This is a genomic window from Streptomyces mauvecolor, from assembly GCF_039532965.1.
Lineage (GTDB): Bacteria > Actinomycetota > Actinomycetes > Streptomycetales > Streptomycetaceae > Streptomyces > Streptomyces violascens.
In genome coordinates, this window is record NZ_BAAASQ010000055.1 from 40413 (window position 1) to 51367 (window position 10955).

Below are 10955 nucleotides of genomic sequence, written 5' to 3' on the forward strand. Positions count from 1 at the left end.
CGCCCCCTTCAACCGCGGCCCGCGCGCGGCTGTGCACGCGGTTCGCCGCGCCCCTCAACCCCGCCTTCGACCTCGCGCTGTGCGTGCTTGCCCGCGCAGTTCCCCGCGCCCCTGACAGTGCCGCTGCACAGCGGGGCGGGGCGGGGAAGAAACCCCCTACTCCTCCCCCAGCACCACCACTCCCCCCGCCCCGAAGGCGACCCCCACCGCCGCCCCCACCGCCGGCGCCCCCTCCAACCCGCACTCCGCCTCCAGCAACGGCCCCCCGCCCGGCCGCAGCCGGAGCGCCACATGGTTGCCCCGGAACGTCCGCCCCACCACCTCGCACGGCACCCCGTCCCGCTCCCCCACGAGCCGGACGCCGGCCGGGCGGACCAGGACCCGTACCGGGCCCTGGGGCGAGCCGGCCGGGACCGGGACCTTTCCCCAGGCCGTGTCCGCGACCTCCCCCGACACCGTCGCCGGGACCACGTTCTCGAAGCCCAGGAAGCGGGCCACGAATTCGGAGGCCGGGTGCTGCCAGACCTCCAGCGGCGTGCCGGTCTGCGCGATGCGGCCGTCCCGCATCACCACGACCCGGTCGGCCAGCGCGAACGCCTCGCCCTGGTCGTGCGTGACGGCCAGGACGGTCGTGCCCAACTGGGCGAACAAGGAACGGAGTTCCAGCACCAGGCGCTCGCGCAGCGTACGGTCCAGCTGGCCCAGCGGCTCGTCCAGCATCAGGAGGCGGGGGGACGGCGCCAGCGCTCTCGCGAGCGCGACGCGCTGCTGTTCGCCGCCGGACAGGGCCGCGACGGCCCGCCTGCCCGCGCCCGGCAGCCCGACCAGGTCGAGCAACTCGGTCACCCTGCCTGCCTGTTCGGCCCGCGAGGCCCCCCGCATGCGCAGCCCGAACGCCACGTTCCCGGCGACATCGCGCTGCGGGAAGAGCTGGTGGTCCTGGAACATCAGGCCGAGGCCGCGCTTGTGCACGGGCACCCCGGCCTGGTCGGCGCCGCCCAGCAGCACCCGCCCGCTGTCGAGGGGTTGGAGCCCGGCCACCACCCGCAGCAGCGTCGATTTTCCGCTGCCGCTCGGCCCGAGCACGCACACCGTCTCGTGGTCGGCGACCTCCAGGTCGACCGCGTCGAGCGCGGCCCGCTGTCCGAACCGTACGGTCACACCGTCGAGCTTCAGCATCAGAACTCCCCGCTCCGGTCGGTCCGGATGCGTTCCAGGACGAGCAGCGACACCGCGCACACCACCATCAGAATCGTGCTGAGGGCCATCGCCTGGCCGTAGTTGAGGTCGCCGGCCCGGCCGAGGAGGCGGGCCACGGCGACGGGCAGCGTCGGATGGTCGGGCCGGGCGATGAACACGGTCGCCCCGAACTCTCCGAGCGAGACCGCGAACGCGAAGCCCGCCGCGACCAGGAGCGCCCGCCGCACCAGCGGCAGATCCACCTCGCGCCAGGCCCGCAGCGGGGACGCCCCGAGCACGGCCGCCGCCTCGCGCAGCCGCCCGTCCACCGCACGCAGCACCGGCAGCATGATCCGTACGACGAAGGGGGTGCCCACCAGCGCCTGCGCGAGCGGGACCAGGATCCAGGAGGTCCTGAGGTCGAGCGGCGGCTCGTCGAGGGTGATCAGGAACCCGAAGCCGACGGTCACGGCGGACACTCCGAGCGGCAGCATCAGGAGGGCGTCGAAGCTCCGGACCAGGCGGCCGCTGCCGCGCCGGGTCAGGGCAGCGGCCGCGAGCCCGCCGACGAGGAGCGCGATGGCGGTTGCGGCGAGGGCGTACTGGAGCGAGTTCCCGATCGCCTCGATGGGCGGCACGAGGAAGCTGCCGTTGTCCCCGGCGGCCTGGAGCGCCCGGTAGTAGCCGAGGCCGTAGCCGTCGGGTGTGTCCAGGGAGCGCTCGATCAGCACGCCGACGGGGAGGAGGATCAGCAGTGCTACGACGGCGAGGACGGATGCGAGCAGCGTCCACTGGCCGGCGCCGCGCGGGCGCCGTGCGGTCTGGGCGGGGTCGACCAGTTTGAGCGCGGTCTCGCGGCGGCGCACCGTACGGGCGTGCACGGCGAGGATCGCGCCGACCGCCACGAACTGCACCATCGTCAGGACGGCCGCGGTCGGCAGGTCGAGGAGTTCGGCGGTCTGCCGGTAGATCTCCACTTCGAGAGTGGAGAAGGTGGGGCCGCCGAGGATCTGGACGACGCCGAACGAGGTGAAGGTGAAGAGGAAGACCATGAGGGCCGCAGCGGCGACCGCGGGGCCGAGCGCGGGCAGCGTCACCTTGCGCCAGGCCGCGAACCGGGAGGCGCCGAGGACCCGGGCGGCCTCCTCCTGGCGGGGGTCGAGCTGCGACCACAGGCCGCCGACGGTGCGTACGACCACCGCGTAGTTGAAGAAGACGTGCGCGAGCAGGATCGCCCACACGGTGGTGTCCAGGCGCACCCCCCACAGCTGGTCGAGCAGCCCGCCGCGGCCGAGCAGCGCCAGGAACGCGGTGCCCACGACGACGGTCGGCAGCACGAAGGGCACGGTGACGACGGCCCGCAGGAGCTGTTTGCCGGGGAAGTCGAGGCGCGCGAAGACGTACGCGCCGGGCAGCGCGATCAGCAGGGTGAGCGCGGTGGAGGCGAGCGCCTGCCAGGTCGTGAACCACAGGACGTGCCCGATGTCCGGGTCCCTGAGGACCTCGCCGATCCGGCCGAACTGCCAGGCGCCGTCCGTCTTGAGCCCGCGGCCGACGATGGCGGCCACGGGCCAGGCGAAGAACACGGCGAAGAACACGGCGGGCAGGGCCATCAGGCCCAGCCGCACCGCGTTCCGCCGCAGTTTCGGGCCTACTTCAGGACGAGCGAGGACCACGTCTTGACCCACTGGTCACGGTTCTTGGCGATCTTGTCGGGGGCGACGGTCGCCGAGTTCGTGATCTTCGCGCCGAACTTGGTGAACTCCGGCGGGACCGCCGCGTCCTTGGCGACCGGGTCCACGAACATCTGGAGCGGCATGTCCTCCTGGAACTTCTTGGAGATCAGGAAGTCCAGGAGCGCCTTGCCGCCGGCCTCGTTCTTGGCGCCCTTGAGCAGGCCCGCGAACTCGGTCTGGCGGAAGCAGGTGCCGGTGGCGACGCCGGTGGGCGCCTCGGTGGGCTTCGGGTCGGCGTAGATCACCTCGGCGGGCGGGCTGGAGGCGTAGGAGACGACGAGCGGACGGTCGCCCTTGGCCTTCTTGCCGCCGGCCGAGCCGGAGAAGTCCGTGTTGTAGGCCTGCTCCCAGCCGTCGACGACCTTGACGCCGTTGGCCTTCAGCTTCTTCCAGTAGTCCTGCCAGCCCGTGTCCCCGTACGTGGCGACCGAGCCGAGCAGGAAGCCGAGCCCGGGCGAGGACGTCGCCACGTTCTCGGTGACGAGGAGGTCCTTGTACTCGGGCTTGATCAGGTCGTCGAAGCTCTGCGGCGGGGCGAGCTTCTTGTCCGCGAAGTACTTCTTGTCGTAGTTGACGCAGATGTCGCCGGTGTCGACGGGCGTGACCCGGTGCTTGTCCTTGTCGAGCTGGACGTCGGCGGGCACCCGGTCCAGGCCCTTGGCCTCGTACGGGGTGAAGATGCCGTTGTCGAGGGCGCGCGAGAGCAGCGTGTTGTCGACGCCGAAGAACACGTCGCCGCGCGGGGAGCCCTTGGTGAGGATCTCCTGGTTGAGCGCGGCCCCGGCGTCCCCGCTCTTGAGGACCTTGACGGTGTAGCCGGTCTGCGCGGTGAACGCCTTGAGCACCGGGTCGGAGGCGTTGAACGAGTCGTGGCTGACCAGCGTCACGGTCTTGCTGCCGGATCCGCCGACCTCGCCGGACGCCTTCTTGCCGTCCGAACCGCCGCAGGCCGCGAGGGTGGTGACGCCGAGGGCGGCGGCGATCGCGCCGGCCGCGAGCCTCTTGGTACTGGGCATTTCTTCATTCCTCCTGGAGATGACCAGGAAGAGACGCGGCCCTGCCCGCACGACGCCAGGTCGTGCGGGCAGGGCGCAACAGCTTGAGTAATCGCCGAACTTCCTACCCCGAATGACCGGGGCAAGGTTCAGAGGGTCTGCGGTCCGTGTCCCTTGCGGGTACCGCACTCTCAGCGCTGTGGCGCTCCCCTGTCGGAATATGCAGATGTTTCCAGCCAGGTTACACGGGGCCTCTGACAGGGCCCCGGCCGTTTTGCCCTGTGGACTACCGCTCGGACGCGGCGAGCTGGCCGCAGGCTCCGTCGATCTCCTGGCCGCGGGTGTCGCGGACGGTCACGGGCACGCCGTGGGCCGCGATGGCCTCGACGAACGCCTTCTCGTCCTCGGGCCGCGAGGCCGTCCACTTGGATCCCGGCGTGGGGTTCAGCGGGATGAGGTTGACGTGCACCCGCTTGCCCTTGAGGAGCCGGCCGAGCAGGTCGCCACGCCACGCCTGGTCGTTGATGTCGCGGATCAGGGCGTACTCGATGGAGATGCGGCGCCCGGACTTCTCGGCGTACTCCCACGCGGCGTCGAGGACCTCGCGGACCTTCCACCGGGTGTTGACCGGGACGAGGGTGTCGCGGAGCTCGTCGTCGGGGGCGTGCAGGCTCACCGCGAGACGGCACTTGAAGCCCTCGTCGGCGAAGCGGTGCATGGCGGGCACCAGGCCCACGGTGGAGACGGTGATGCCGCGCTGGGACAGGCCCAGGCCGTCCGGCTCGGGGTCGGTGAGCCGGCGGATCGCGCCGACCACGCGCTTGTAGTTGGCGAGCGGCTCGCCCATGCCCATGAAGACGATGTTGGACAGCCGGGCAGGTCCCCCCGGGACCTCGCCGTCGCGCAGCGCCCGCATGCCGTCGACGATCTGGTGCACGATCTCGGCGGTCGACAGGTTGCGGTCCAGGCCCGCCTGGCCGGTGGCGCAGAACGGGCAGTTCATGCCGCAGCCGGCCTGCGAGGAGATGCACATCGTCACCCGGTCCGGGTAGCGCATCAGGACGGACTCGACGAGCGTCCCGTCGTGCAGCTTCCACAGCGTCTTGCGGGTCGTGTCGTCGTCGCAGGAGATGTGGCGGACGACCGACATCAGGTCGGGAAGCAGCTCCTCCTGGAGCCGGCCGCGCGCGGCGAGCGGGATGTCGGTCCACTCCGCCGGGTCGTGGGCGTACCGCGCGAAGTAGTGCTGCGAGAGCTGCTTGGCGCGGAACGGCTTCTCGCCGATGGCGGCGACGGCTTCCTTGCGCTCGGCGGGCGAGAGGTCGGCGAGGTGCCGCGGGGGCTTCTTGGCTCCGCGGGGGGCGACGAAGGTGAGTTCTCCCGGGACGGGGCGTGCCATGAGCGGTATCTCCTCAGTACGACGAGGCCGGGCGACCTCCGCTGACGCGGAGCAGGCGACGATACGGAGCCGAAGCCAGGAGACCTCACAGGATCACCCCCGAAGACCGGGGGCCGAAAAGGGCGCGTCGCTCGCGAGCGACGCGCCCTTCAAGGGTAACCGGCGCCCGGTCAGCCCGTGCCGACGAACACCGCGAGCAGCAACCACACCACCGGAGCCGTCGGCAGCAGGGAGTCCAGCCGGTCCATGCCGTGACGATGTGCGGCTGACGCCGCGTGGCGCCGTGGCCTCTGTCAGCCGGAGCCCACGAACAACACCAGCAGCAACCACACCACCGGCGCGGTGGGCAGCAGGGAGTCCAGCCGGTCCATGATGCCGCCATGGCCCGGGAGCAGCGTTCCCATGTCCTTGATGCCGAGGTCCCGCTTGATCATCGACTCGCCGAGGTCGCCGAGCGTGGCGCTGCACGCGACGGCGAGGCCGAGCAGCAGGCCCTGCCACCACGTGCCGTCGTCGATGAGGAACTGCATGCACAGCGCGCCCGCCACCATCGCGAACGACACCGCGCCGAACAGGCCCTCGCGGGTCTTTCCGGGGCTGATGCGCGGCGCCAGCTTGTGCTTGCCGAAGCGCCAGCCGACGGCGTACGCGCCCGTGTCGCTGACCACGGTCAGCAGCAGGAAGACGAAGACCCGCCACGGCCCGTCGTCCGCGGTGAGCAGCATCGCGACGAACGTGGCGAGGAACGGCACGTAGAACGCCGCGAAGACACCCGCCGTGACGTCCCGCAGATAGTTCTCGGGCGGCTCCGTCATCCGCCACACGAGCACCGCGAGCGAGGTCAGGGCCATCGCGACCCAGGCGCCCTCGGCACCGCTGACGTACCCGGCGACGACCATCGCCGCGCCGCCGACCGCGAGCGGCACCAGCGGCGCCTTGATCTGCTTGCGTTCCTCGAGGCGGCTGGTCAGCTCCCACAGCCCGACGACCACCGCGACCGCGATGACCCCCACGAAGACGGCCTTCACGATGAAGAGCGACGCGAGGATGACCACGCCGAGCCCCACGCCGACCCCTATCGCGGCCCGCAGATCGCGGCCCGCCTTCTTCTTCTCCGGCTGGGCAGGCACGGGGGGCACGGGCGGAGGGCTTGCCATGGGCTCCTGCGGCGTCTCGTCGCGGAAGTCAGGGCCGCCCGGCAGAGCGGCCCCCAGGTCACGTTCGCGGTCTTCGGCGCCGCTGCCCGCGTCGGGCAGGACGGGCATCTGCTGCGTCCTCGACACGGGCGGGGCGTCATACGCATCGTATGCAGGCCCCGCCGGGAACGCCCCCTGGGAAGGCCCCTCGGGGGTTCCCCAGTATTCGGGGCTCGGCGGAGCCCCCCAGGAAGAGTCGTTCATCAGACCTCGAGGAGCTCGGCTTCCTTGTGCTTGAGCAGCTCGTCGACCTGCGCCACGTACTTGGCGGTGGTGTCGTCGAGCTCCTTCTCCGCGCGGCGGACCTCGTCCTCGCCGGACTCCTTGTCCTTGACGAGCTTGTCGAGGGCGTCCTTGGCCTTGCGGCGCACGGCGCGGATCGACACCTTGGAGTCCTCGGCCTTGGTGCGCGCGACCTTGATGTAGTCCTTGCGGCGCTCCTCGGTCAGCTCCGGGAAGTTCACGCGGATGATGCTGCCGTCGTTGCTCGGGTTGACGCCGAGGTCCGAGTCGCGGATGGCCTGCTCGATGTTGCGCAGCGCGCTCTTGTCGAACGGGGTCACGACCGCCATGCGCGGCTCCGGGACGGAGAACGAGGCGAGCTGGTTGATCGGCGTCAGCGCACCGTAGTAGTCGGCCACGATCTTGTTGAACATCGCCGGGTGCGCACGCCCGGTGCGAATCGCGGCGAAGTCCTCCTTGGCGACCACGACGGCCTTCTCCATCTTCTCCTCGGCCTCGAGGAGGGTTTCTTCGATCACCACTTGCTCCTGCATGTCTTGGGTGGGCCGGGAGTTCTCAGTGCGACCTGAGCCTCGGGCCCTGGATAACCAGCGTCTTTCCCTGCACGGTGTCCGACCGGCAGGGGATTGTCCATCCCCCGGTCAGGCCCGGGTGCCCTGGTCGCTCACGAGAGTGCCGATCTTCTCACCCTTGACGGCGCGCGCGATGTTGCCCGCCGTCAGGAGCTCGAAGACGAGGATCGGGAGGTTGTTGTCGCGGCACAGGGTGATCGCGGTCATGTCGGCGACCTTCAGGTCCCGGGTGATGACCTCGCCGTACTCCAGCGCGTCGAACTTCACCGCGTCGGGGTTGATGCGGGGGTCGGAGTCGTAGACGCCGTCCACCCCGTTCTTGCCCATCAGCATGGCCTCGGCGTCGATCTCCAGGGCGCGCTGGGCGGCGGTGGTGTCGGTGGAGAAGTACGGCATGCCCATGCCCGCGCCGAAGATGACGACGCGGCCCTTCTCCAGGTGGCGTACGGCTCGCAGCGGGATGTACGGCTCGGCGACCTGGCCCATCGTGATGGCGGTCTGGACGCGCGAGTCGATGCCCTCCTTCTCCAGGAAGTCCTGGAGGGCGAGGCAGTTCATGACCGTACCGAGCATGCCCATGTAGTCGGAGCGGGCCCGGTCCATGCCGCGCTGCTGGAGCTCGGCGCCCCGGAAGAAGTTGCCTCCGCCGATGACGACGGCGATCTGTGCGCCGTCCCTGACGACTGCGGCGATCTCGCGGGCGATGTTGTGCACGACGTCGGGGTCGACACCGAGCCCCCCACCGCCGGCGAACGCCTCACCGGAAAGCTTCAGCATGAAGCGCCCGGCCACCTTGCCGTCATCGCGCTTGTGGTCGGCCGAGTGATCGGCCTTGGCGGCGTCCGCGCCCTGATTCATGGGGATCTCCTCGTGCACATACGAAGAAGGCCATTGCCGGTGGGTACTCGTGGTCCCTAGCGGCAATGGCCTCCTCGTCAGATCTGCGGTCGTCCGTCGCGTGTGCGGCCGACGACTGCCTCAGACCCTAGCGGGGTCTAGTGTCGAACGCTGAACAGACTCAGATGCCGACCTTGATGCGCGAGAAGCGCTTCAGGGTGACACCGGCCTCCTTCAGAACCTGCTCGACGGACTTCTTGTTGTCCAGCGCGTACGGCTGGCCCAGCAGCGTGGCGTCCTTGAAGAAGCCGTTGACGCGACCCTCGACGATCTTCGGGAGCGCGGCCTCGGGCTTGCCCTCGGCGCGGGTGGTCTCCTCGGCGACACGACGCTCGGTCTCGACGACCTCGGCCGGAACGTCCTCACGGGTGAGGTACTTCGGCGCGAAGGCGGCGATGTGCTGAGCGACGCCCTTGGCGACCTCGGCGTTCTCCTGGTCGAACTCGACGAGGACACCGATCTGCGGCGGCAGGTCGGGCATCGTGCGGTGCATGTACGCGGCCACGTAACCGCCCGTGAACTGCGCGAAGCGGTCCAGGACGATCTTCTCGCCGAGGTTGGCGTTGGCCTCGTCGACGAACGCCTGGACGGTCTTGCCGGCCTCGATCTCGGAGGCGAGCAGCGCGGCGATGTCGGCCGGGGAGGTGGCGGCGACGTGCTCGGCCAGCTTGGCGGCGACGGCCTGGAACTTGTCACCCTTGGCGACGAAGTCCGTCTCGCACTTCAGCTCGACGAGGACGCCGGAGGTCTTGTCCTCGGAGATGAGGGAGACGACGGCGCCGTTCTCGGCAGAACGGCCCTCGCGCTTGGCGACGCCCTTCTGACCCTTGATGCGCAGGGCCTCGACGGCCTTGTCGACGTTGCCGTCGGCCTCGTCGAGGGCCTTCTTGCAGTCCATCATGCCGGCGCCGGTGAGCTCACGGAGCTTCTTGACGTCAGCGGCGGTGTAGTTCGCCATGAGTCTGTGTTTCTCTCTCGGAGTCTAGAAAGATCTACGAAGATCTGCGGGGCTACGGGTCGACGGCGGGGGCTTGTGGCCCCCCCCGTCAACTACCGAACCTGTGGGTCCCTGAAAAGGGTCAGGCCTGCTCGGCGTCCGCGGCCGGAGCCTCGGTGGCCTCGGCGGCCGGGGCCTCAGCGGTCTCGGCAGCAGCCTCGGCCGGCTTCTCGGCCTCGGCGTCGTCGGCCTTCTTCTCACCCTCGAGCAGGTCGCGCTCCCACTCGGCGAGCGGCTCGCCGGCCGCCTTGTCGCCCGGCTTCGAGTCGCCGGTCGCAGCGCCGGAGCGGGCGATGAGGCCCTCGGCGACGGCGTCGGCGATCACGCGGGTGAGCAGGGTGACGGAACGGATCGCGTCGTCGTTGCCCGGGATCTTGTAGTCGACCTCGTCGGGGTCACAGTTCGTGTCGAGGATCGCGACGACCGGGATGTGGAGCTTGCGCGCCTCACCGACGGCGATGTGCTCCTTCTTGGTGTCGACGATCCAGACGGCGCTGGGAACCTTCGACATCTCGCGGATACCACCGAGGGTCTTCTCCAGCTTGGCCTTCTCGCGCGAGAGGACCAGGAGCTCCTTCTTGGTGAGACCCGAGGCCGCGACGTCCTCGAAGTCGATCTGCTCGAGCTCCTTGAGGCGCTGCAGACGCTTGTAGACGGTGGAGAAGTTGGTCAGCATGCCGCCGAGCCAGCGCTGGTTGACGTAGGGCATGCCCACGCGCGTCGCCTGCTCGGCGATCGCTTCCTGCGCCTGCTTCTTGGTGCCGACGAACATGATGGAGCCGCCGTGCGCGACGGTCTCCTTGACGAACTCGTAGGCGCGGTCGATGTACGACAGCGACTGGAGCAGGTCGATGATGTAGATGCCGTTGCGCTCCGTGAAGATGAAGCGCTTCATCTTCGGGTTCCAACGACGGGTCTGGTGACCGAAGTGGACGCCGCTCTCCAGCAGCTCCCGCATCGTGACGACGGCCATGGCCGTACTCCTTGAGGTACTCGGTTACCGCGGCTGCCGGTCGGCTGCCGCGCCTGACGCCCCGGTGCGCCGTGCCCTGAACCCTGCGTGGGTAAGGACCGAGAGGCGCGGCCGGCGATGGTGGTGAGACCGCCGGCGGGGCGTGCGAAGTCGATCCGGTCACCCGGATCGCCACAAGAAGTGTACGGGACCCGCACAGTGCCGGGTGACGGCGCTGTCCACAACCAGCGAGTACTCCACAGCAACCGGTCAAGATCCCCCCGGACCGACCGCTCCCGGGACCCTGATCCGCATGTACCGCGCATTCCTGCTGGCCGCCCTGACCGTCGCCGCAACCTGGCCGGTGATCCCGCCGGCTGTCATCCATCCGTGGGCCCCGCCCGCCACGCCCTACGGCCCCGGCCACCGGGGCGTCGACCTGGCCGCACCCCCGGGCACCCCGGTGCGCGCGGCCGCCGCGGGCCGGGTCACCTTCGCCGGCCAGGTGGCAGGCCAGGGAGTCCTGACCATCACCCTGCCGGGCACGACGTCCCCACCCCTCAGAACGACGTACGAGCCGGTACGGGCTCTGGTGGGTGAGGGCGCGGAGGTGGCGGCCGGCCAGGTGGTCGCCACCGCCGCGGACACCCCCTCGCACTGCCCGGAGGGCTGCCTGCACTGGGGTCTGCTGAGGGGCGACCTCTATCTGAACCCGCTGCTGCTTCTGCACCGGGGGACGCCTTCGCGGCTGTTGCCGGTGGTGGGGGTGGCTGAGCCGGGGTGAGGGGG

10 protein-coding genes are annotated in these 10955 nt (G+C 70.2%); 1 reads left to right on the forward strand and 9 read right to left on the reverse strand.

All coding sequences use genetic code 11. The annotated features are described in order from the left end of the window. Positions 1-156: 156 nt before the first annotated feature. The 9 genes from ABD346_RS37380 to rpsB all read right to left on the reverse strand — a co-directional run bounded on the left by ABD346_RS37380 (position 157) and on the right by rpsB (position 10187). Complete coding sequence (locus ABD346_RS37380; protein WP_344380775.1) at positions 157-1179, reverse strand: ABC transporter ATP-binding protein; 1023 nt, start codon at positions 1177-1179, stop codon at positions 157-159. Continuing rightward, entirely contained in the window at positions 1179-2792 is a 1614-nt protein-coding gene (locus tag ABD346_RS37385) for an ABC transporter permease (RefSeq protein WP_344380783.1), read from the reverse strand. Before ABD346_RS37385 ends, ABD346_RS37380 begins: the two co-directional genes overlap by 1 nt. A gap of 38 nt (positions 2793-2830) precedes the next feature. Beyond that, on the reverse strand, positions 2831-3931 hold the full coding sequence (locus ABD346_RS37390; RefSeq protein ID WP_344380776.1) for a thiamine ABC transporter substrate-binding protein: 1101 nt from the start codon (positions 3929-3931) through the stop codon (positions 2831-2833). A gap of 265 nt (positions 3932-4196) precedes the next feature. Continuing rightward, positions 4197-5309 carry a dual-specificity RNA methyltransferase RlmN gene (gene rlmN, locus ABD346_RS37395; RefSeq protein ID WP_189968199.1) on the reverse strand — a complete coding sequence of 371 codons (1113 nt, stop codon included), beginning with the start codon at positions 5307-5309 and terminating at the stop codon, positions 4197-4199. 293 nt (positions 5310-5602) lie between these two features. Further along, positions 5603-6709 (reverse strand): phosphatidate cytidylyltransferase, encoded by a 1107-nt coding sequence (locus ABD346_RS37400; protein ID WP_344380777.1) that lies wholly within the window; start codon positions 6707-6709, stop codon positions 5603-5605. Beyond that, positions 6709-7266 carry a ribosome recycling factor gene (frr, locus tag ABD346_RS37405; protein WP_120727660.1) on the reverse strand — a complete coding sequence of 186 codons (558 nt, stop codon included), beginning with the start codon at positions 7264-7266 and terminating at the stop codon, positions 6709-6711. The genes ABD346_RS37400 and frr overlap by 1 nt, the downstream gene beginning before the upstream one ends. A 123-nt stretch (positions 7267-7389) precedes the next feature. Then, positions 7390-8178: a UMP kinase gene (pyrH, locus tag ABD346_RS37410; protein ID WP_189968195.1), complete on the reverse strand. Its 789-nt coding sequence runs from the start codon at positions 8176-8178 to the stop codon at positions 7390-7392. A gap of 160 nt (positions 8179-8338) precedes the next feature. Continuing rightward, positions 8339-9175: a translation elongation factor Ts gene (gene tsf / locus ABD346_RS37415; protein ID WP_344380778.1), complete on the reverse strand. Its 837-nt coding sequence runs from the start codon at positions 9173-9175 to the stop codon at positions 8339-8341. Positions 9176-9296: 121 nt separating this feature from the next. Beyond that, positions 9297-10187 (reverse strand): 30S ribosomal protein S2, encoded by an 891-nt coding sequence (gene rpsB, locus ABD346_RS37420; protein ID WP_344380779.1) that lies wholly within the window; start codon positions 10185-10187, stop codon positions 9297-9299. Between the two features lie 292 nt (positions 10188-10479). Here rpsB and ABD346_RS37425 point away from each other — a divergent pair, with 292 nt between their 5' ends. Continuing rightward, positions 10480-10950 carry a peptidoglycan DD-metalloendopeptidase family protein gene (locus ABD346_RS37425; RefSeq protein WP_344380780.1) on the forward strand — a complete coding sequence of 157 codons (471 nt, stop codon included), beginning with the start codon at positions 10480-10482 and terminating at the stop codon, positions 10948-10950. Positions 10951-10955: the final 5 nt, after the last annotated feature.

Excerpts from the sequence above, each read along its gene's own strand:
- ABD346_RS37380 (WP_344380775.1), bottom strand. The coding sequence starts at position 1,179 with ATGCTGAAGCTCGACGGTGTGACCGTACGGTTCGGACAGCGGGCCGCG.
- ABD346_RS37385 (WP_344380783.1), bottom strand. The coding sequence starts at position 2,792 with ATGGCCCTGCCCGCCGTGTTCTTCGCCGTGTTCTTCGCCTGGCCCGTG.
- ABD346_RS37390 (WP_344380776.1), bottom strand. The coding sequence starts at position 3,931 with ATGCCCAGTACCAAGAGGCTCGCGGCCGGCGCGATCGCCGCCGCCCTC.
- rlmN (WP_189968199.1), bottom strand. The coding sequence starts at position 5,309 with ATGGCACGCCCCGTCCCGGGAGAACTCACCTTCGTCGCCCCCCGCGGA.
- ABD346_RS37400 (WP_344380777.1), bottom strand. The coding sequence starts at position 6,709 with ATGAACGACTCTTCCTGGGGGGCTCCGCCGAGCCCCGAATACTGGGGA.
- pyrH (WP_189968195.1), bottom strand. The coding sequence starts at position 8,178 with ATGAATCAGGGCGCGGACGCCGCCAAGGCCGATCACTCGGCCGACCAC.
- tsf (WP_344380778.1), bottom strand. The coding sequence starts at position 9,175 with ATGGCGAACTACACCGCCGCTGACGTCAAGAAGCTCCGTGAGCTCACC.
- rpsB (WP_344380779.1), bottom strand. The coding sequence starts at position 10,187 with ATGGCCGTCGTCACGATGCGGGAGCTGCTGGAGAGCGGCGTCCACTTC.
- ABD346_RS37425 (WP_344380780.1), top strand. The coding sequence starts at position 10,480 with ATGTACCGCGCATTCCTGCTGGCCGCCCTGACCGTCGCCGCAACCTGG.